This is a genomic window from Nonomuraea sp. NPDC050643, assembly GCF_040654715.1.
In the GTDB taxonomy this organism is placed as follows: Bacteria; Actinomycetota; Actinomycetes; order Streptosporangiales; family Streptosporangiaceae; genus Nonomuraea.
In genome coordinates this window covers 88,737-107,932 of record NZ_JBFAIM010000018.1, presented here as the reverse complement: position 1 = coordinate 107,932, position 19,196 = coordinate 88,737, and the positions used below count along the sequence as shown (strand labels likewise).

Here is a 19,196-nt window from a genome sequence, read left to right as displayed (position 1 = left end):
GTGGGATCCACCGTCACCGTCCCCCAGACGCGCACGATGAGCGGAGACGAGCTCTCCGCCGACGACGCGTGGGAGACCCTGCGCAAATACGGCGTGTGGCACTTCGCGCGCGACTCGCTGATCAGGTTCAGGTACGGCGACGGCATGAGCCACTCCCGGGCCCTCGCCTTCCAGATCTGCCTGGCCATCATCCCCGGCGCCATCGCGCTGGTCGGTCTGAGCGCCGTGACCGACCAGGAGGAGCTGGGCCGGGTGCTGGAGCTCACGCTGCGGGCCCTGGCGCCCGGAGACGGCGGTGAGGCCGTCGCACAGGCGCTGGAGGGCGGCAACCGCACCAGGGACGAGCTGGCGCTCTGGCTGGGTCTGGGGACCACGCTGGCGGCCCTGACGACGGCCATGGCGCAGTTCGAGCGCGGGGCGAACCGGATCTACGGCGTCGAGCGCGACCGGCCCTTCCACCGCAAGTACGCCAGGGCCGCCGTCCTCGCGCTGACCGCCGGGGTCTGCATGATCACCGGGTTCACGGTCCTGGTCGGCGGCGGCGAGCTGGGCGACGCCATGGCCGAGGTGTTCGGCTGGGGTTCGGGCGCCCGTCAGGCGTTCGGGTTCGCCCGCTGGCCGCTCGGCTTCCTGCTGGCGCTGGCCTCCACGGTGATCATGTTCAGGGCGTCGCCCCGGCGCAGGCAGCCCGGCCACACGTGGCTGGCCGTGGGCGCGCTGGCGGCGCTCGGATTATGGATCCTCTTCACGCTGGCCCTGGCCCTCTACACCGAGTACAACGGCACGTTCGGCAACACGTACGGGCCGCTGACCGCCGTCATGGCGCTGCTGCTGTGGTCGTTCCTCAGCTCGATCGCGCTCTTCCTGGGGCTGGCGTTCGCCGCGCAGCTCGAGGCCTGCCGGGCCGGCTGCCTCGCGCCCGCGCACCCCGACTCGGGGCCGACCGCCGAGGAGGAGCGCGAACCCCTGGTGGGCGACGTCGGGTCCGCCGTCTTCGCCGCCGTCCGAGGGCTGTTCGGCAGGCGCCTTCCGGTGCGTGACCCCGAACCGGACAAGCAGGACGATCACCAGCACACCTGATCCGATTGACATGCAACCGCACGGCTGCCTATGGTCGAACATGCAGCCGAACGGCTGCATGAAGGATGGCGGTAGATGGACGAGGTGTTCAAGGCGCTGGCCGACGCCAGCCGCCGCAGGCTGCTGGACGGTCTCAACGCCCGCAACGGGCAGACCCTGCGCGAGCTGTGCGCCGGGCTCGACATGGCCAGGCAGTCGGTCAGCAAGCATCTGGCCGTCCTGGAGGCGGCCAACCTGGTGACCACGGTGTGGCGTGGCCGGGAGAAGCTGCACTATCTCAACGCCGTGCCGATCAACGCCATCGCCGACCGCTGGATCAACCGCTACGACCGCAGGCGGGCCGGCGCCCTGGCCGACCTGAAGACGGCACTGGAGGAGACCCCCATGACCGATTTCGTGTACACGACGTACATCAGGACCACCCCCGACCGCCTCTGGGAGGCGCTGACCGACCCCGCCTGGACCAAGCGCTACTGGGGGGTCGAGCTCGAGTCCGACTGGAAGGCCGGCTCGACGGTGACGTGGAGGCAGTTCGGGGTCACGGTCGAGGACCCGGAGCAGGTCGTGCTCGAGTCGGAGCCCGGCCGCCGCCTGGTCTACACCTGGCACACCTTCACGCCGGAGTTCGGCGAGTCGGTCGGATGGAGCGCCGAGCGGCTCGCCGAGCTGGCGGGGGAGCCCAGGTCGACCGTCACCTTCGACATCGAGCAGGTCGGGGCGATGGTCAAGCTGACCGTCGTGCACGGCGGGTTCGTGCCGGACAGCGCCGTGCGGGCGGCGGTCAGCGAGGGCTGGCCCGCACTGCTGTCCAACCTCAAGACCCTGCTGGAGACCGGCGAGACGCTGCCGGAACAGGAAGGTCAGTAGACCAGGGCCTGGGCCCCCTCGGCGACCGCCTCCTCGACGAACGCCGGCGCTCCGGCGATGCGGACACCGTCGATGAGATCGTCCACGGTGATGCTCCTGCGGGCCGCGCACTGCGTGCAGAGCGTCACGCGGCCGGCCGCCAGGACGGCGTCGAGCAGGTCGGTGAGCGGCGCGGCGTGCGGCAGGCCGAACTCCTTGGCCCGCCCCGGCAGCGCGAACCACGACGCCTCGCCGGTCAGCCACAGGGAAACGGGTACGCCGCTCGCGAGCGCGGCGGCCGCGACCGTGAAAGCCTGGTTGCAGCGCTCGGGGGCGTCGGCCCCGGCGGTCACCTTGATCACCAGTGATCGTGCCATGTCCGCCACCCTAACCCCCCGGCAGGCCCGGCCCCACTAGTCTTTGACACCATGGAAGAACCTGAGGTGCACCCCGACCTGGAACACATCTCGTTCCTGCTGGGGCGGTGGGAAGGCGCCGGCGTGGGCGGCTACCCGACGATCGAGAGCTTCAACTTCGGCCAGGAGATCGAGTTCGGGCACAACGGCAAGCCGTTCCTGAGCTACGTCAGCCGCACCTGGCTGCTCGACGACGCGGGAGACCGGGTCAAGCCGCTGGCCGTGGAGTCGGGATACTGGCGGGCGCAGCCGGACCGGCAGATCGAGGTCGTGCTCTCGCATCCGACCGGGGTCGTCGAGATCTACATCGGCGAGGTCGTCTTCCACAAGATCGAACTACGCACCGACGTGGTGGCGCGCACCGCCTCGGCCAAGGAGTACACCGCGGGCCACCGGCTCTACGGCCTGGTCAACGGCAACCTCATGTGGGCCTACGAGATGGCGGCCGTCGGCTACCCGCTCACCGACCATATGTCGGCGGAGCTGAAGAAGGTAGCTTGAGCCGATATGAGCACGCCTTTCACCGCTGACGCCATCGAGGCGATCAAGCGCCACATGAACGACGACCACTCCGAAGACGCGCTGATCATCGTGCGAGGGCTGGGCGACCGGCCCGAGGCGCGGAGCGCCGTGACGAGCGACGTGGACGCCGAGGCCATGGAGTTCACCGTGGACGGCGCCGAGCGCGTGCGGGTGCCCTGGGGCGAGACGTTGACCGAGCGGGCGCAGGTGCGCAAGGCCGTCGTGCGGCTCTATCAGGAGGCGTGCGAAAAGCTGGGCATCGAGGCCAGAGGACCGCACTAGGGAATTGAAAAGGGCCCCAGGCAACACTCCGCCTGCCGTGCAGGCGGGCCGGATGGACCAAGGCCGGGATGTGGATCCCGCCCTCCGGCTGCCAGGGGCCCCGGTGGTTGCCTCGTTTTCGCTGAACGTGCACGAGACAACAGTCCGCGACGTTAGCGGACAACCACCTCGCTAGCCCGACTATGACTATCCATTATTCGGACCACCTCCTTTCCGCGTACCCAAGAAGCTATGCGCTCGTCCTCGAGATGGGCAAGTGAATATCACCGCGCCGTAGACTCGGGGCATGACGGAGACGCAGTGGCATGAAGAACTCCGCGCCAAGGGCTACCGGGTCACCCCGCAGCGCCAGCTCGTCCTCGAAGCGGTCAAGGAGCTGGAGCACGCCACTCCCGAGGAGATCTGCGTCAAGGTGCGGGAGACGGCGCGCGGGGTCAACATCTCGACGGTCTACCGCACGCTGGAGCTGCTCGAAGAGCTCGGCATGGTGACCCACACCCATCTGGGGCACGGCGCGCCGACCTACCACCTGGCCTCCGAGGCCGACCACGTCCACCTGGTGTGCCGGGGTTGCGACGAGGTGATCGAGGTCCGCCCCGAGCTGGCGGAAGGGCTGGTCAGAGGGCTCGACGAGGAGCTGGGCTTCATGGCGGACGTGCACCACCTGACCGTCTTCGGACGTTGTCGCAACTGCCGATAGCCTGGAAGGCATGCGTAGCCCTCTGCTCGACCTCCCAGGCGCCGTCCCGGCGGACGGCCCGGACTCCGACGTAGCCGCGCACTACGGCGACCTGTTCGCCGAGCAGCGCGCGCTGGCCAAGGGAGAGGCGGTCGTCGACCGCAGCAACCGCGAGGTCATCCGCATCTCCGGCGCCGACCGGCTGAAATGGCTCAACGACCTGACCTCGCAAAAACTCGACTCGCTGCGGCCCGGCGAGTGGACGCAGACGCTCGACCTCGACCTGCAGGGCCGCGTGCTGCACCACCTGACGCTGGTCGACGACGGCGAGAGCATGCTGGCCCACGTCGAGCCCGGCACCGCGCAGAGCCTGGTCGACTATCTCGACCGCATGCGGTTCATGCTGCGCGTGGAGGTGTCGCGGGTCGACGACCTGGCCGTGCTGTCCACGGCCGGCGAAGACTTCCTGGTGCCGCGGGCCGAGCTGGGCGATCACCTGGGCAAGCCGCTGGCGGGGCTGTGGGCCTACGAAGCGCTGCGGATCGAGGCCCACCGGCCGCGGCTCGGCTTCGAGACCGACCACAAGACGATCCCCCACGAGGTGGGCTGGATCGGCGCGGCCGTTCACCTGAGCAAGGGGTGCTACCGCGGGCAGGAGACGGTGGCCCGGGTGCACAACCTGGGGCATCCCCCGCGCCGCCTGGTGTTCCTGCACCTCGACGGCAGCGTCGACACGCTGCCTCCGCACGGCGCGCCGGTGATCTTCGAAAGCCAGGAGATCGGCGTCGTCGGCTCGGCCGCCCGCCACCACGAGCTCGGCCCGATCGCGCTGGCCGTGATCAAGCGCACGGTGCCGGTGGACGCGTCGCTGCTGGCCGGCGGGGTGGCCGCCGCCCAGGAGGTCGTCGTGCCGCCCGACGCGGGCCGCAACGTCACCATCGACCCGACGCTGCGCCGGCGCATCCGCTAGTCACGTCTCCAGGACGAGTGTGATCGGGCCGTCGTTGACGAGTGACACCTTCATGTCGGCCCCGAACACGCCCGTCTCCACATGCGCGCCCAGCGCCCTCAGCTCCTCGACCACGGCCTCCACGAGGGGTTCGGCGACCGGGCCCGGGGCCGCGGCCTGCCAGGTGGGCCGGCGGCCCTTGCGGGCGTCCCCGTACAGGGTGAACTGACTGATCACCAGGAGCGGCGCGGACACGTCGGAGCAGGACTTCTCTCCGTGCAGGATCCGCAGGCCCCACAGCTTGGCGGCGAGCTTGGCGGCCTCGGCGCGTGTGTCCGGGTGCGTCACGCCCACCAGGACGAGCAGGCCGGGCTCGGTGATCGACCCGACCGTGCGCCCCTCGACCTCGACCGAGGCGGAACTGACTCTCTGTACGACTGCTCGCATGACACACCATTCTGGACCAGCGCAAACCCTTCATACACTCAGGTGAAAGGGGAAATGAGATGTCGATGATCGTAGAAGTCGTCCGATCCGGGTTCGTGGAGTCCACGCATCAGGCCCGCGTGCTGACCGTGGACGCCGCGGGGCGCCCGGTGGAGACCAGGGGCGCGGTGCACGTACCGGCCTCGCCACGGTCGTCGATGAAGCCGCTGCAGGCGCTCGGGATGCTGCGCGCCGGGTTGCGCCTGGAGGACGAGCTGCTCGCGCTGGCCTGCGCCTCCCACTCCGGTGAGCCGTTCCACGTCGACGGCGTCAGGAAGATCCTGGCGGGGGCGGGGCTGGAGGAGTCGGCGCTGCTGTGTCCCGAGGACTATCCGTTCGACCGGGCGGCGACCGAGTGCGGGCGGGTCTACATGAACTGCTCGGGCAAACACGCCGCCATGGTGGCCACGTGCGTGGTCAACGACTGGCCCTTGGCGACGTACCTGGAGCCGGCGCATCCGCTGCAGCGGGCGATCAGGCAGACGGTGGAGGAGCTGACCGGCGAGCGGGTGGCCGCCTCCGGCGTGGACGGGTGCGGGGCGCCGCTGTTCTTCGTGTCGATGCTGGGCGTGACCAAGGCGTTCCGGGCCTTCCCGATGTCGTCCGCGGACTCCTACGAGCGCAAGATCTTCGACGCCATGAGCACCTACCCCGAGTGGACGTCGGGCACCGAGCGGGCCGAGGCCAAGCTCATGCGCGCGCTCCCCGGGCTGATGCTGAAGGCGGGGGCGGAGGCGTTCGACGCGTTCGCGTTCGAGGACGGGCGCGCGGGCACCGTCAAGATCGAGGACGGCTCGATGCGCGCCCGCGTCCCCGCCACGGTGGCGGCGCTGCGCTCGGTCGGCCTGGACGCGCCCGAGCTGGCCGAGCTGGCCGCCCCGCCGGTGCTCGGCGGCGGGCGGCCCGTCGGGGAGCTGAGGATCCGCTAGAGCGTGCGGAACTGGCGGCTGGCGGAGATGGCTCCGGAGGTCGTCGTGGTGAACGTGCGCATCGACCCCGCGAACTTCGACAGGTCCCACTCCGCCGGCCCGTGGTACCAGTACAGGTTGTCGCTCTGGTGGCCGTTGCCCGTGACCGAGGCCACCACGCGCGACCAGTGCTCGACCCCGTCGAAGATCACGGCGTAGGGCAGGTAGCGGGAGAACAGCTCCACCCGGTGCTGCTCGGGCACCTCGCCCAGCTCACCGGAGAACAGGTACTGGCGAAAGCCCATCGTGTGCGCCAGCGCCGCCGAGCCCTTGGCGGTCTTGGCCGGCATGTACTGGCCGCCGACCGCCAGCGCGGCGCCCGCGATGACCAGGGCCAGGCCCAGCAGCCCGTACGTGGTGAACCAGGCCAGCGCCACGGTGGCCAGCAGCCCGGCGCCGATGAGCACCACGCCGATCGTGGTCCACCTGGTGCGCTCGGTGTCCGGGCGGCGGGCGAACCAGCCCTGCCGGACCACGTCGGCGTAGAGCGCGTCGCGCACCTTGCCCAGGTGGCTGGCGAACGAGCCGGAGAGCTGCGACAGCAGCACCGCGTCCCGGCCGTCGAAGATGGCGTCGTAGAGGGCGCGCTCGTACGGCAGGAGCGTGTTGACGGGCGCGCTCGGCAGCCTGACCAGCATCCAGTCGGGCGCGTCGTACGTCTGCCGGGACTGCTCGTCGATGCGCAGGTAGCCGCGGACCGCGAGGTCCACGATCGTGGCGGTCACGTCGACCACGTCGGCCTGCTCGTCCACCAGCGTGCCGATCTGGCCGGGCCGCACCCCGTCGGGCGGGGAGAAGTGACCGTTCTGCACCGGATCGACCGCGCCGCTCTCGTGACCCGCGACCCGGGCGTCACGGCCGCGCGTCCAGTAGAGCAGGACGATGCCGCCGAGCAGCAGCACCAGCAGGCCGGCCAGGGCGCCGCCGGTGACGGTGTCGAGGGTGAACGCGGCGGCCAGCGAGAAGCGTTTCTCCAGGATCGGCTTGCCGCCGCTCGATCCCTTCGGGTAGCCGACGACGACGGTCAGGGCCTGGCCGGAGGAGATGTTCTCCTGCTCGAAGTCGGCCTGGGTGGCCGAATGGTCCATCGAGGCCGAGGTGCAGCCGATGGCGGAGGTGAGTTCGCCCGCGAAGCAGGACAGGTTCTGCACCTGGCCGGGGCCGTTGACCTTGACCGTGGCCTTGGTGACCTGCTGGTTCCAGCCGTTCACCGCGAACCAGCGCAGCTCCTCGACGCCGCCGGAGGTCGTCACCGCGCCCTTGACGTCGTACTCGACCGTGCCGTCGCCCTTCACGGTGAGGACGTCGCCCGCGAGGGTGCCGCCCTTGACGTTCGAGATCTGGTAGACGCGGTCGTTGGCGTCGTCGTAGCGCGTCCTGGTGATGAACGTCCGTTTGAGCTCCCCGGACGAGCCGCCGATCTTCTCGACCACGTGGAGGGTGCCGTCCTTGCCGAGGGTCATCGTCACGTCGTCCGTGATCCCGGCCCCCGCTGCCAGCGCGGGGCCGGCGGTCAACGTCAGAGCGGTGGCCCCTAGAGCGGCCATCGTGAGTCTGAAACCCATCATGGCGGCAAATCGTAGCGGTTTGTCACAGCGTGATGCTGGTCGCCGCTCGCTGGACGCTCTCCGGGGCGGCACCCTGGCCGGGGTTCTCGAACGCGAGCGCCTGGTTCGCGGCGACGAACGGGCGCAGGCGCTCCTCGTAGCGGCCGAACGCCGTCTCCGGGTCCCTGTTGAGCTCCTCCGCCAGCACGTACGCCCCCACCATGGCCAGGCTCGTCCCCTGCCCCGACAGCGGCGAGGCGCAGTAGCCCGCGTCGCCCACCAGCGCCACCCGGCCCGTGGACCAGCGCTCCATCTTGACCTGGGCCATGGAGTCGAAGTAGAAGTCGTCGGCCTTCCACATGGCCTCCAGCAGCCTGGGAGCCTCGTAGACCGCGGAGCAGTGCCGCTCGATGAGACGCCTCTGCTGTTCGAGGTCGCGATAGTCGTATTCGATCACGCCGGCCCTGAAGCCCAGGTTGACCCGCATCACGCTGGTGTCGCGGTCGCTGAAGAGCGCGCCGCCCGCCTCGCCCTCGGTGAACCAGGTCTGCCAGTGGTCGAGGCCGAGGAAGTTGTCGGCGCTGTAGATGGAGACGTACGTGCCCATGTGGTGCAGGAACCGCTCCTCGGGCCCGAAGGCCAGCCGCCGCACGTTGGAGTGCAGGCCGTCGGCGCCGACGATGACGTCGTAGCGGCCCTGGCGTCCGCTCTCGAACGTGACGTGGCCGTCCTGGGTGAGGGTGGCGATCGAGTCGTCGTACAGGTATGCGGCGTCCGAGGCGCCGATGAGAACGCCGTTGAGGTCGTCGCGCATGATCTCGACGTCGGGGCCGTCGAACCGGCCGCCGCTGAGCGTGGCCTCCTCGTCGCGCATGAGCTCGTTGCCCGCGGTGTCCACCATCGACATGCCGCGCATGGTCGTCCGCAGCTCCCTGATCCGGTCGAGCACGCCCATGCGCGCCGCCACGGTCAGCGCCGCGCCCCTGATGTCGATGGCCTGGCCGCCCTTGCGCGGCGCCGGCGCCCGCTCGACGAGCGTGACGTCGTGCCCACCCCGACGCAGCCAGTGGGCCAGGACGGGACCGCCGACGCTCGCTCCGGAGACGAGAACCTTCACGATGTGCTCCCTGCTTGTTGACGTTGTACGCAGAGCTGAATGTACGTTGTACATACAGCAGACAGCAAGGCTATGATGACAGGATCTGTACTAGTACAGGGGAGTGGTGATGAGTTCGAGCGCGCGCATCGTGGCCGACATCAGGCAGCGCATCGCGGACGGCCGGCTACGGCCGGGGGAGCGGGTGCCCTCCACCCGGCAGCTCGCCCGAGACTGGGGCGTCGCCCTGGCCACGGCCGCCAAGGCGCTGACGCTGCTGGCACAGGAGGGCGTCGTGGTCGCCGAGCCGCGCGTGGGCACGATCGTGGCGGAGACGCGCGGGGGCAGGGCGGTGCGGCGGCCGGGCGCGTCCGAGGGCGACCTGACGCGCGAGCGCATCGTGCGCACGGCCATCGAGATCGCCGACGCCGAGGGGCTGCCGGAGCTGACCATGCGCGGCATCGCGAGCCGGCTGGGCGTGGCGACCATGTCCCTCTACCGGCGGGTGGGCGGCAAGGACGACCTGGTCATGCTCATGGTCGACGCCGTGTTCGCCCGGTTCCCGCTGCCCGCCGGCCCGCCGCCCGGCTGGCGGGCCAGGCTGGAGGCGTCGGCGCGCGTGCAGTGGGCCGCCTACCGCGCCCATCCGTGGCTGGCCGGGGTCACCCCGCTGACCAGGCCGCTGCCCGTGCCCGGCCTGCTCCAGCACACCGAGTTCGTCATGGAGGCCCTGCAGAGCACCAGGCTCGAGGCCGAGACCAAGCTGTACGTGCAGATCCTCGTCTACAGCTACGTGCAGGGCGTGGCCGCCCACATCGACATGGAACGGCAGGCCAGGGCGGCCACCGGGCTCACGGACGAGGAGTGGCTGAGCCGGCAGGAGGAGCTCATGGGGGCGGTCACCCGGTCGAGCCCCGCCTTCCGCCGGCTCCTGGAGGAGCTGGGGGACTTCGATCTGGACCTCGACCGGCTCTTCGAGTTCGGCCTGGGTCCGTTGCTGGACGGTCTCACCCGGATGATCGAACCCGGCTAGGCCCCGGGTCGCGGGAGTGTCAGTCGGAGATCTGGATGCGCAGGCGGCGGAAGCCCCGGCCCTTGCTCTCGATCTTGGCGACCTTGATGCGGCCGATCTGCTTGGTGGAGGCCACGTGGGTGCCGCCGTCAGCCTGGGTGTCGAGGCCGACGATGTCGACGATGCGCACCTCCTGGACGCTCTCCGGCACCAGGTTGGTGGCCGTGCGGACGATGTCGGGGATGGCGAACGCCTCCGGCCGGGGCAGCACCCGTACGTCGATGCGCCGGTCGGCGGCGATCTCGGCGTTGCAGGCGTCTTCCACGGTCTCCTTGAACCCCGCGGGCACCTCGGGCAGGTCGAAGTCCATGCGCGCGCTGAGCTCGTCCATGTTGCCGCCGGTGACGAGGCAGCCGTAGTCCCTGAACACGACCCCGCACAGCACGTGCAGCCCCGAGTGCGTGCGCATGAGCGCCGAGCGCCGCGCGTCGGCCACCGCCGCCTCTACCACGGTGCCGACCGGCGGGATCGGGTCGCCCTCCGCCGGGATGAGAACGAGGTCGTCGCCCTTGCGCACTCCCGCGATGCGGGTTTCGACACCTTGCCAGATCAGGACTCCGTGATCCGCCGGCTGGCCGCCACCGCCCGGATAGAATGCCGACCGGCTCAGCACGATCCCTTCGGGCGTGGCGTCCAGGACGACGGCTTCGAACTCGCGCAGGTTCTGGTCCGACAGTTCCAATCGCTGCGTGCGTCCGTGGAGGTCGTGAGTCATATCGGCAGCCTAGTGCCCCGGGGTGTTCATGCGTGGCCCGATGAATCGTCCGCGAATCGCCCCGGTTATCGCGATTTTGGGGATTTTCTACGCAATATCGGGATGCGCTGCCGACGGGCCGGAAAAACCCCGCGCCGCCGTGAGCGCCAAGCCGGAAGCCACGCGCGTCGCCGTGAACTCCAAGCCGGCGGCGCCGGTGATGATGTTCGTGGGCGACAGCTTCACCGTCGGGTCGGGGCCGGTGCCGACGTGGCAGACGTACGCGTCGGAGACCGCGCGCCTGCTGGGCTGGCAGCCGGTCATCGCGGGCGCGGGCGGCACCGGCTTTCTCAGCAAGGGGCGCGTGGGGCGGACGTTCCAGCGTTCCTTCGAGGTGGAGCTGGCCTGGCGCCCGGCCCCCGACCTGCTGGTCATCTCCGGCGGCCACAACGACCGCCGCTGGAGCACCGCACACGTACGCCAGGCCGCCCAGCGCCTGCTGGCCGAGGTGCGCGCCCATTGGCCGGGCACCAAGGTCGTCATGGTGGGCCCGATCTGGCTGGAGGGCGCGCCCGCGAAGGCGTATCGGGTGCGCGACGCGCTGGCGGAGGCGGCCGGCGGAGTGGGCGTGCCGTTCCTCGACCCCATGAGCGAGCGCTGGCCCGCGGAGGCGATCCTGCCCGACGGCGTGCATCCCACGCACGCCGGGCACGAGCGCATCGCCACCTGGCTGGCGGCCGAGCTGTCGTGATCTCTACCAGGGGCCGTAGGGGCCGCTGTTACCCCGGCCGCCCATGCCCTTGACGGCCGGCTTGACGTCCACGATGTAGATCGTGGCCGCCACGACCGCCGCGATGGAGAACAGGCCGAGACCGATGCCCATGAAGTCGGCGCCGCCGACGAGCATGAAAGTGATGAGGTAGCTGTAAGCCCCCGCAGCGGAGAACAGCGTGGCCAAGCCGAGGATCAGCAGCCAAAGGTTCTTCTGCAGTTTGCCCGCCGAGACGAACGCGTCGGCCGGCACCCGGATGGCGTGCACCAGGGCGTAGACCGACATGCCGAAGATGACGGCGGCCAGCACCAGGAAGAGAAGGTTGAAGAGACCGTTGATCATGTTCATGTTGTTGGCTCCGCCCAACGCCGCGATGAAACGGCTTCAGCCTAATAGGCGCCCCCGACAGGCGGGCAACCTCGATGGGAAAGGCCCGCCTCCCGATGGGAGACGGGCCCAGTCGTCAGGTCAGGCCTTGGGCTTGGTGGTGCGGGGCTTCTTGACCGGCTCGACGGGCTCGGCGACGGGCGGCTCGGCGGCCACCGACACCTCTTCGAGCTCGAGCGCGGCCTCACCGCTCGCCTTGCTGACGACCTTGCGGCCGCGCGTCGCGAAGTCCTCGTAGACCTCGGTGGCCTTCAGGGTGATCTGGTCGGCGTACACGCGGGCCTTCTCCGGAAACTCCCGGGCGATGCCCTCGGCCTTGTCGGCGTATTCGCGGGCCTTGACCGGCAGGTCCTTGGCCAGGTCGTAACGGCGCGTCTGCAGCCGCTGAAGCTGCTCGGGCAGCTCACGCAGCTTCTCGACGGCGAAGTCGCCGACACCCGCCACAGCGTAGAACGGCTTGGACTCGGTGAGCTTCTTTACCTCGGTGGCCAGCGTCATGGGTTAACCTTCCTTGGTTTCGTGGGTGACGTCGCCGTTGCGTGAGGTCGTCGCATAGGGCTCAAGTGCGGCGAGAAACTCCTCGGGCAGCGGCTCGTCGTCCGAATCGGAGTCGTGCCGGGGGCGAGCGTTCTGGGAGGTCTGCTCGTCTTCGGCGCGCTTCTCCTTGCGAAAAGATTCGTAGATGTCGATCAGCACCTGGCGTTGCCGTTCGCTCAGAAGTGCGTCGGCCCTGATCGCGGTGATCACGTCGCTCGGCGGCTCGCGGTCCTCGATGAGGCCCGCCTGCACATAGAGCGCTTGCGAGGAGATGCGCAGACCTTTGGCGATCTGGTTGAGGATCTCCGCGCTCGGCTTACGCAGGCCGCGCTCGATCTGGCTGAGGTAGGGGTTGGAGACCCCCGCCGCCGCGGCGAGCTGGCGCAGCGAGATCTTCGCCTGCTGCCGCTGGTCGCGGATGTATTCGCCGATCGAGCCGACTTTGGGTAGTGCCATGCCTCATAGTCTGCCCTGCGGTGCTTGCAATTGCAAACGCGGTGATTAACTTTTGCAAGCGTTAGAGCTGGATGACCCACAGGAAGGGCGCGGAGGTGAGCAACGTCACAGAGAGCGTGATGAATCCGTAGCGCACCGACGTGGCCAGCTCGGGATCCGGCTTGATCAGGCGGTTCACCCTGGCCATGACGTTGTGGGCATGCACGCCCAGCATGCCGTGCGGGGTCGGCATGGCCCCCGCGGTGCCGAACCGCAGCAGCGCCGTGGCCAGCCTGCGCGGTGAGCAGTAGCGCCGGGCCCGGTCGTCGGCGGCCATCTCGATCAGCAGCTCCACCTGCGCCTGCGCGTCCGCGACCACCCTCGACCAGGGCAGTGCCCTGCGCAGCGCGGCGAACGGCAGCAGCACCAGGTCATGGCGCTCGCGTACGTGCGCCGCCTCGTGTGCCAGCACGGCCGCCAGCTCGTCCTCGGACAGGAGCTTGAGCGCGCCCTCGCTGACCACGACCTGCGAGCGCAGCCCCGGGACGCAGTAGGCCGCGGCGCTGGGATGGGCCAGCACCCGCACACCCGGCACGCCGGGGTTGTCGTGCGAGATCAGCGCGAGCAGCATGCGGTGCCGCCTGCGCGCCCGCAGCGCCTGCACGCCCGCGGTGAGCAGCACCGCGACCAGCACGGCCAGCGCGGTGAGCCCCGCGATGAGGGCCAGCACGTGCAGCGGGTCCCAGGCCTGGGCGGGGGTCTCGCCCTGCGCGAACGCGATCAGCCCGGGCAGCACGCCGGCGCCGTAGGGCTGGACGGCGTAGGCGAGCATCGCGCCGGTGGTGGCCAGCCCCCACGTCACGCCGAGGGACTGCCAGAGAATGATGGCCAGCCGGGGGGCGCGAGAGGTCCACCGGGCCGTGGTGAAACGCCAGGAGCCGACCGCGCACGCCGTGGCGAGCGCTGCCAGCGCCGCTGCCGTGATCACTCTTCCTCCAGCTCCGTGAGGGCTCGGCGCAGGATCTCCGCCTCGGGCCCGGAAACGGCCTGGGCGAAGCGGGCGAGGGCGGCCGAGCGGTCACCCGTCAGGTCCAACGCCTCAAGCATAAGCTCGGCGATGTACGCGTCACGGCTTTCCGCCGGTTGATACCTCCACGCGCGGCCGTCGCGGGTGCGCTGGAGGAAGCCCTTGCGGGTGAGGCGGTCGAGGACGGTCATGACCGTGGTGGGGGCAAGATCGCGGTCGGCTATCAGCCTGCCGACCTCGCGGGCGGTCAGCGCACTGCTCTCCGCCCAGAGGATGTCCATGATGCTGCGCTCAAGCTCGCCAAGACCCTTCACGTCATTCAGGGTAGCTCTACAACGCGTCGAGCTGGCAAACGGGTCCGGTCGGCGCCCGTGTCGCGGTGCTTGCCAGGGGCCCCGGTCGCTGGGACGGTCGGTGACATGGAGATCACGCTTGTCCAGGGAGACATCACCGAGCAGCGGGCCGACGCCATCGTCAACGCCGCCAACTCCTCCCTGATGGGCGGCGGCGGTGTGGACGGCGCCATCCACCGCCGGGGCGGGCCCGAGATCCTCGAGGAGTGCAGGAAGCTGCGCGCCTCCCGATACGGCAAGGGTCTCCGGACCGGTCAGGCCGTGGCCACGACGGCCGGCCGGCTGGCCGCGCGCTGGGTGATCCACACGGTCGGCCCCGTCCACGCGAGGTCGGAGGACCGCTCCGCGCTCCTGGCCTCCTGCTACCGGGAGTCGCTGCGGGTCGCCGACGAGCTGGGGGCCACGTCGGTGGCCTTCCCCGCGATCTCGGCCGGCATCTACGGCTGGCCCGTGGACGACGCCGCCCGCATCGCCGTGGAGACGGTGCGGGCGGCGGAGACGAACGTGGCGGACGTCCGGTTCGTGCTGCTCGACGGCGCGGCCTACGCCGCGTTCGAGGCGCGCCTGTGAGTCAGGGCGCCCACGGCGGCGCCACCGCCCACGTCACGTCCTGGTCGTAGCCGGCGGGGGAGTCGAAGGCGTGCGAGCCGCTCGGCACCGCGATGTGGACGGCCTCCGCGTAGTGCCGGACGGCGTGGTTCGAGATGTTGTACGACGCCAGCGTCACCCCCGTGCCCCCCGCCCGCGGCGGCTGGGCGCAGAAGGTGGCGTCCTGGTCGAACAGCGCCGTCCCGTCGCGCGCGTCCTTGCGTACCCGGAAGTCGGCGTGCCGCAGGTAGTGCCCGGAGAAGTTGCGCGACTCGAACGAGTAGCAGCTCCCGTCGGCCAGCCCCCGCCGGACGAAGAAGGTGGCGTCCAGCTTGAGCCCCTGCGCACTGGCCGCGGTCACCACGTCCGTGCGCGCCGGCGAGTCCTGGTGCCGCAGGTAGCGGTCGGTGAAGCCCGGCGTGGTCACCCGCAGCGACTGGGCCGCGCCCACCGTCAGGTCGGCGCCGCTGCGCCACCACGGCGTGGCCGGCAGCCAGGTGACGTCCGCGGCGAACGAGGCGGCCGTGTCCCAGGCGTTCGGGCCGCCGCTGCGCGCGATGTGGACGGCCTCCCCGTAGTGACGCAGGAAGTGCCCCGGCTGGTTGAGCGACTCCAGCGACACGCCTGTGCCCGCCTGCGCGGCGCGGGTGCAGAACGTGGCGTCCTGGTCGAACAGGGCCGTCCCGTCGCGGGCGTCCTTGCGCACCCGGTAGGCGGAGTGACGCAGGAAGTGGCCCGGGAAGTTGCGGGACTCGAAGGAGAGGCAGGCGGCGTCGGCCAGGCCCTGGCGTACCCAGAAGGTGGCGTCCTGCCTGAGGGTGTCCGCGCCGGCCGCGGTGACCACGTCCGTGCGGGCCAGGCCGTCCTGGTGGCGCAGGAAGCGGTCGGTGTGGCCGGAGGTGGTGACGCGGAGCGAGACCAGGCCGCCCGCCGTCAGGCCGGTGGCGGATTGGACGACCGAGCGGTTGACGGCCCGTACGCGGTCGGCGTTCATCTTCATGACCCTGCGGTCGTACGTCCACAGGCCGTTGACCTCGTTCTCGACGTCCGTCGGCTGGGTGTAGACGGAGGCCGACAGGCCGTTGTTCACGATCAGGGGCTTGAGCTGCTCGTTGATCGAGACGTACCGGTTGGTGAGGGCGGTCGGGTCGGGGGTCATCTCGTACGCGAAGCCGGTGCCCGGCCACTGGTGCCCGGGGCTGAGCAGGCCGAGGCCGCCGAACTCGCCGAGCACGGCCACCCGGGTCGCGCTGGGCCGCTGCGGGGTGCCGGGGCCGACGTAGATGTGGTCGTCCACCACGTCGCCGTTGCCGCCGTCGAAGCCGCAGCAGTTGGAGCCCGAGTTGTTGTTCACCAGGCGGGTCGGGTCCCAGCTCTTGACCAGGTCGGCGATGCGGGCGGGGTCGTACTCGCCCCAGCCCTCGTTGAACGGCACCCACTGCACGATCGAGGTGATCCCGCGCAGGTGGTCGACCACGCGGCGCAGCTCGCTCTCGAAGTTGGCCCGGTCGGCGGCCGAGGGGGTCGTCCCGGTGCGCATCGAGGGCATGTCCTGCCAGACCATGAGTCCGAGGCGGTCGGCCCAGTAGTACCAGCGGGCGGGCTCGACCTTGACGTGCTTGCGGACGGTGTTGAAGCCGAGCGCCTTCTGCTGCTCCAGGTCGAAGCGCAGGGCCGCGTCGGTGGGGGCGGTGGAGATGCCGTCGGGCCAGTAGCCCTGGTCGAGCGTGCCGAGCTGGAAGACGAACCTGCCGTTGAGCGTCGGGCGCAGGACGCCGCCGACCACGGCCTTGCCCACCGAACGCATCCCGAAATATCCGGTCACGACGTCGCCGCCGCCGGTTCCGGTCAGCGTGACCCTGAGGTCGTACAGGAAGGGGTCGTCGGGGGTCCACAACCGCGCGTTCGGCACCGGCACCCGCAGGTGCGCGCCGATCGCGCCGGTCGCGGTGCCGACCACGGTCCCGCCCGTCATGACCTCGGCCCGTACCTGCTGCCCCGACGCGCCCGCCGCCTGCACGACGAGGTCGAGCTGCCCGGCCGCCACGTCGGGCACGGTGTCCAGGCGCGTGACGCTCGCGGCGTTGACCGGCTCCATCCACACGGTCTGCCAGATGCCGGAGTGCGCGGTGTAGAAGATGCCGCCCGGTGAGCGGCGCTGCTTGCCGATGGGGGCGCCGGTGGTGTCCACGGGGGCGTACACGCCGACGATGAGCTCGTTGGAGCCGGCGCGCAGAGCCGGGGTGACGTCGAAGCCGAAGGGGTCGTAGCCGCCGGTGTGGGCGCCGACCGAGACGCCGTTCACCCAGACCCGGCTCTCCCAGCTCACCGCGCCGAAGTTGAGCCGCACCCGGCGGCCCGACCAGGTGTCCGGCACGGTGAACGTCCTGCGGTACCACATGCGGTCCTCGTGCCGCTGGACGCGCGACAGCCCCGACTCGATCGGGTACGGCACCAGCACCTGCTCGGCCAGGTTCTGCCCCACCGGCGGGGTGGTGATGGCCCCGGTCCCGGCGAACTGCCACAGGCCGTTGAGGTTCTGCCATTCCTGGCGGACGAGCTGCGGACGCGGGTACTCCGGCAGCGCGTTGGCCGGTGTCACCTCGGCGGTCCATGGAGTGGTGAGCGGGGGCGCGGCCAGCGCCTCCTGCACGGGTAAGGCGACGACTGCTCCTGAGAGGACGACCACCGCGACCATGCGGCGGGCCCAGCCTGAGAACCTGCTCATTTCGGCTCCTTGACGAGGACCGTGCTGACTCCCCCGACCGAACTTGAACGATTTAGAGCGCACTGTGACCATATAACGGAGATCACCTGTGCGAAATAGACCATTTATGAGGGATCTACGGCCGACCACGGCAGGGTCAGCTCGCCCAGCCGCCACCTGCCGGAACCGCCCAGCGGCGGGTGCGCAGGCACCGGCCAGGAGCTCGCCAGAGCCTGTACGGCGGCCAGCCATCGCTGCCGCCGCCCATGGACCCCATAAGGGGCACTGACCGCCCACGCACGGTCGAAGTCGGTCAAGAACGCATGAATGCGCTCACCCGGCACGTTCCGATGGATGAGCGTCTTCGGCAGCCGGTCCGCCAGGTCGGAAGGCCGCTCGAAGGCCGCGAAACGCGCCGAGAACGTGATGGTCAGGGGTCCTTCCGGCGAAAGCCCCACCCAGACCGCCCGCCGCCCGTTCTCGGACGAGGTGCCCTCGACCAGGACGCCGCCGGGGGCCAGGCGCTTCGTGAGCGCCTCCCAGTAACGCCAGGCGTCCTTCTCCTCGTACTGCCGCAGCACGTTGAAGGCGCGGATCAGGGCCGGCGGGCGGGGGACGGGCAGCTCGAAGCCGCCGAGCCGGAAGCTCAGCCCCTCCCGCTCGTACGGCTTCGCCACCGCCACCCGGGCCGGGTCGATCTCGATGCCCACCACCTCGACCCCGGGCGCCACCCGGCGCAACCGGGTGAACAGCTCCAGCGTCGTGGTGTGCGAGGCGCCGTACCCGAGGTCCACCACGAGCGGCCGCTCGGCGCGGCGCAGCGCGGGCCCGTGGACGGCCGCGATCCAGCGGTCGCACCGCCGCAGGCGGTTGTGGCCCGTCGTCCCCCGGGTGATCGCCCCGACCGGTTTAGCCACTTACGCGATGCACCTTGTGCTGCGCGGCCTGGGCACGGGGGCGGATGACGAGGCGGTCGACGTTCACGTGGGCGGGACGGGTCACGCACCAGGCGATCGCGTCGGCCACGTCGTCGGAGGTCAGCGGCCCTGGCACGCCCTCGTACACGCGGGCCGCGGCCGCCTCGTCGCCCCTGAACCGGGTCACCGCGAAGCCCTCGCTCCGCACCATGCCGGGCGCGATCTCGACCACGCGCACCGGCTGCCCGACGAGCTCCAGGCGGAGCGTCTCGGTCATCGAGCTCTGGGCGTGCTTGGCCGCGCAGTAGCCGCCCCCGCCCTCGTACGAGGTCAGTCCCGCCGTCGAGGTCAGCATCACCAGCACGCCGTCGCCCGACTCGACGAGTTTGGGGATCAGCGCCTGGGTCATGCGGAGAGAACCGAGCACATTCGTGTCGTACATCCGCTGCCAGTCATCCAGCCCCCCGTCCGCGACCGATTCCATACCGAGCGCTCCGCCGGCGTTGTTGACCAGGACGTCGCAGCGCTCGAGAGAGGAGGCCAGCGCGTCGACCGACTCCTGAGAGGTCACGTCCAGCGTGACCGGCCTGATCGAGGACACCTCCGCGGCCAGTTTGTCCAGCCGGTCGCGGCGCCGGGCCCCCGCCACGACCTCGAAACCCTCGGCGGCGAGCCGACGCGCGGTCGCCTCCCCGATCCCACTGCTCGCACCGGTCACCACAGCCGTTTTCCGCATGCCCCTCATCCTGCCAGGAGGTGATTGAGGCGGTCGTGTACCCCCAGTTGTGACTGCATGTCGGGAATGTCGAAAAATTCCTGATGGTTATAACCCGCTT

At 70.4% G+C, this 19,196-nt stretch carries 23 protein-coding genes; 10 read left to right on the top strand and 13 right to left on the bottom strand.

The features are described 5' to 3' along the window. Together AB0I15_RS25225 and AB0I15_RS25220 are read left to right on the top strand one after the other, a co-directional pair. Complete coding sequence (locus AB0I15_RS25225) at positions 1-1,080, top strand: YihY/virulence factor BrkB family protein (protein WP_358100070.1); 1,080 nt, start codon at positions 1-3, stop codon at positions 1,078-1,080. 75 nt (positions 1,081-1,155) lie between these two features. Then, positions 1,156-1,947 (top strand): SRPBCC domain-containing protein, encoded by a 792-nt coding sequence (locus tag AB0I15_RS25220; protein WP_358100067.1) that lies wholly within the window; start codon positions 1,156-1,158, stop codon positions 1,945-1,947. Here the strand turns inward: AB0I15_RS25220 and AB0I15_RS25215 are convergent. Continuing rightward, the gene (locus AB0I15_RS25215) at positions 1,941-2,303 is read right to left on the bottom strand and encodes a DsrE family protein (protein WP_358100064.1); all 363 of its coding nucleotides are present in this window, start codon (positions 2,301-2,303) and stop codon (positions 1,941-1,943) included. The genes AB0I15_RS25220 and AB0I15_RS25215 overlap by 7 nt on opposite strands. Positions 2,304-2,354: 51 nt before the next feature. On the opposite strand from AB0I15_RS25215, the gene AB0I15_RS25210 reads away from it, so the two are divergent. From AB0I15_RS25210 to AB0I15_RS25195, 4 genes are all read left to right on the top strand, one after another. Next, positions 2,355-2,843, top strand: a complete 489-nt coding sequence (locus AB0I15_RS25210; RefSeq protein WP_358100061.1) for an FABP family protein — start codon at positions 2,355-2,357, stop codon at positions 2,841-2,843. Positions 2,844-2,849: 6 nt separating this feature from the next. Beyond that, positions 2,850-3,146, top strand: a complete 297-nt coding sequence (locus tag AB0I15_RS25205; protein WP_358100059.1) for a DUF2470 domain-containing protein — start codon at positions 2,850-2,852, stop codon at positions 3,144-3,146. A 286-nt stretch (positions 3,147-3,432) separates the two neighbouring features. Then, complete coding sequence (locus AB0I15_RS25200) at positions 3,433-3,846, top strand: Fur family transcriptional regulator (RefSeq protein ID WP_358100055.1); 414 nt, start codon at positions 3,433-3,435, stop codon at positions 3,844-3,846. Between the two features lie 10 nt (positions 3,847-3,856). Then, positions 3,857-4,795: a folate-binding protein gene (locus AB0I15_RS25195; RefSeq protein WP_358100052.1), complete on the top strand. Its 939-nt coding sequence runs from the start codon at positions 3,857-3,859 to the stop codon at positions 4,793-4,795. Here AB0I15_RS25195 and dtd read toward each other — a convergent pair whose 3' ends face one another. Next, positions 4,796-5,221, bottom strand: a complete 426-nt coding sequence (dtd, locus tag AB0I15_RS25190) for a D-aminoacyl-tRNA deacylase (protein WP_358100049.1) — start codon at positions 5,219-5,221, stop codon at positions 4,796-4,798. A gap of 65 nt (positions 5,222-5,286) precedes the next feature. Here dtd and AB0I15_RS25185 point away from each other — a divergent pair, with 65 nt between their 5' ends. After that, positions 5,287-6,189: an asparaginase gene (locus tag AB0I15_RS25185; RefSeq protein WP_358100046.1), complete on the top strand. Its 903-nt coding sequence runs from the start codon at positions 5,287-5,289 to the stop codon at positions 6,187-6,189. Here AB0I15_RS25185 and AB0I15_RS25180 read toward each other — a convergent pair. Both AB0I15_RS25180 and AB0I15_RS25175 read right to left on the bottom strand, forming a co-directional pair. Further along, complete coding sequence (locus AB0I15_RS25180) at positions 6,186-7,796, bottom strand: DUF2207 domain-containing protein (RefSeq protein ID WP_358100044.1); 1,611 nt, start codon at positions 7,794-7,796, stop codon at positions 6,186-6,188. The two genes, AB0I15_RS25185 and AB0I15_RS25180, sit on opposite strands and share 4 nt — an antisense overlap. 22 nt (positions 7,797-7,818) lie before the next feature. Continuing rightward, positions 7,819-8,892 carry an FAD-dependent monooxygenase gene (locus AB0I15_RS25175; RefSeq protein ID WP_358100041.1) on the bottom strand — a complete coding sequence of 358 codons (1,074 nt, stop codon included), beginning with the start codon at positions 8,890-8,892 and terminating at the stop codon, positions 7,819-7,821. A 109-nt stretch (positions 8,893-9,001) separates the two neighbouring features. Between AB0I15_RS25175 and AB0I15_RS25170 the strand changes: the two genes are divergently transcribed. Continuing rightward, positions 9,002-9,904 carry a TetR/AcrR family transcriptional regulator C-terminal domain-containing protein gene (locus tag AB0I15_RS25170; RefSeq protein ID WP_358100038.1) on the top strand — a complete coding sequence of 301 codons (903 nt, stop codon included), beginning with the start codon at positions 9,002-9,004 and terminating at the stop codon, positions 9,902-9,904. Between the two features lie 19 nt (positions 9,905-9,923). Here the strand turns inward: AB0I15_RS25170 and AB0I15_RS25165 are convergent, their stop codons facing one another. Continuing rightward, entirely contained in the window at positions 9,924-10,658 is a 735-nt protein-coding gene (locus AB0I15_RS25165; RefSeq protein WP_358100036.1) for an alanyl-tRNA editing protein, read from the bottom strand. A 172-nt stretch (positions 10,659-10,830) separates the two neighbouring features. Here AB0I15_RS25165 and AB0I15_RS25160 point away from each other — a divergent pair, with 172 nt between their 5' ends. Next, positions 10,831-11,388, top strand: a complete 558-nt coding sequence (locus tag AB0I15_RS25160; protein WP_358100033.1) for an SGNH/GDSL hydrolase family protein — start codon at positions 10,831-10,833, stop codon at positions 11,386-11,388. A 3-nt stretch (positions 11,389-11,391) separates the two neighbouring features. Here AB0I15_RS25160 and AB0I15_RS25155 read toward each other — a convergent pair whose 3' ends face one another. The 5 genes from AB0I15_RS25155 to AB0I15_RS25135 all read right to left on the bottom strand — a co-directional run bounded on the left by AB0I15_RS25155 (position 11,392) and on the right by AB0I15_RS25135 (position 14,109). Further along, on the bottom strand, positions 11,392-11,757 hold the full coding sequence (locus AB0I15_RS25155; protein WP_358100030.1) for a DUF2516 family protein: 366 nt from the start codon (positions 11,755-11,757) through the stop codon (positions 11,392-11,394). A 120-nt stretch (positions 11,758-11,877) separates the two neighbouring features. Next, positions 11,878-12,294, bottom strand: a complete 417-nt coding sequence (locus tag AB0I15_RS25150; RefSeq protein ID WP_358100027.1) for a hypothetical protein — start codon at positions 12,292-12,294, stop codon at positions 11,878-11,880. 3 nt (positions 12,295-12,297) lie between these two features. Beyond that, positions 12,298-12,789 carry a helix-turn-helix transcriptional regulator gene (locus AB0I15_RS25145; protein WP_358100024.1) on the bottom strand — a complete coding sequence of 164 codons (492 nt, stop codon included), beginning with the start codon at positions 12,787-12,789 and terminating at the stop codon, positions 12,298-12,300. 61 nt (positions 12,790-12,850) lie between these two features. After that, a complete protein-coding gene (locus AB0I15_RS25140) occupies positions 12,851-13,756 on the bottom strand; it encodes a M56 family metallopeptidase (protein ID WP_358100021.1) in 906 nt (301 codons plus the stop codon). After that, a complete protein-coding gene (locus tag AB0I15_RS25135) occupies positions 13,753-14,109 on the bottom strand; it encodes a BlaI/MecI/CopY family transcriptional regulator (protein WP_103961548.1) in 357 nt (118 codons plus the stop codon). The genes AB0I15_RS25140 and AB0I15_RS25135 overlap by 4 nt, the downstream gene beginning before the upstream one ends. A 105-nt stretch (positions 14,110-14,214) precedes the next feature. Between AB0I15_RS25135 and AB0I15_RS25130 the strand changes: the two genes are divergently transcribed. Further along, positions 14,215-14,718, top strand: coding sequence for an O-acetyl-ADP-ribose deacetylase (locus AB0I15_RS25130; protein ID WP_358100018.1), 504 nt, complete (start codon positions 14,215-14,217; stop codon positions 14,716-14,718). A 1-nt stretch (position 14,719) separates the two neighbouring features. On the opposite strand, the gene AB0I15_RS25125 is transcribed toward AB0I15_RS25130, so the two are convergent. The 3 genes from AB0I15_RS25125 to AB0I15_RS25115 all read right to left on the bottom strand — a co-directional run bounded on the left by AB0I15_RS25125 (position 14,720) and on the right by AB0I15_RS25115 (position 19,096). Then, positions 14,720-17,464 carry an AbfB domain-containing protein gene (locus tag AB0I15_RS25125; RefSeq protein WP_358100015.1) on the bottom strand — a complete coding sequence of 915 codons (2,745 nt, stop codon included), beginning with the start codon at positions 17,462-17,464 and terminating at the stop codon, positions 14,720-14,722. Between the two features lie 104 nt (positions 17,465-17,568). Further along, a complete protein-coding gene (locus AB0I15_RS25120; RefSeq protein ID WP_358100012.1) occupies positions 17,569-18,360 on the bottom strand; it encodes a class I SAM-dependent methyltransferase in 792 nt (263 codons plus the stop codon). Then, positions 18,353-19,096, bottom strand: a complete 744-nt coding sequence (locus AB0I15_RS25115) for an SDR family NAD(P)-dependent oxidoreductase (RefSeq protein WP_358100009.1) — start codon at positions 19,094-19,096, stop codon at positions 18,353-18,355. Before AB0I15_RS25115 ends, AB0I15_RS25120 begins: the two co-directional genes overlap by 8 nt. Positions 19,097-19,196 lie beyond the last annotated feature (100 nt).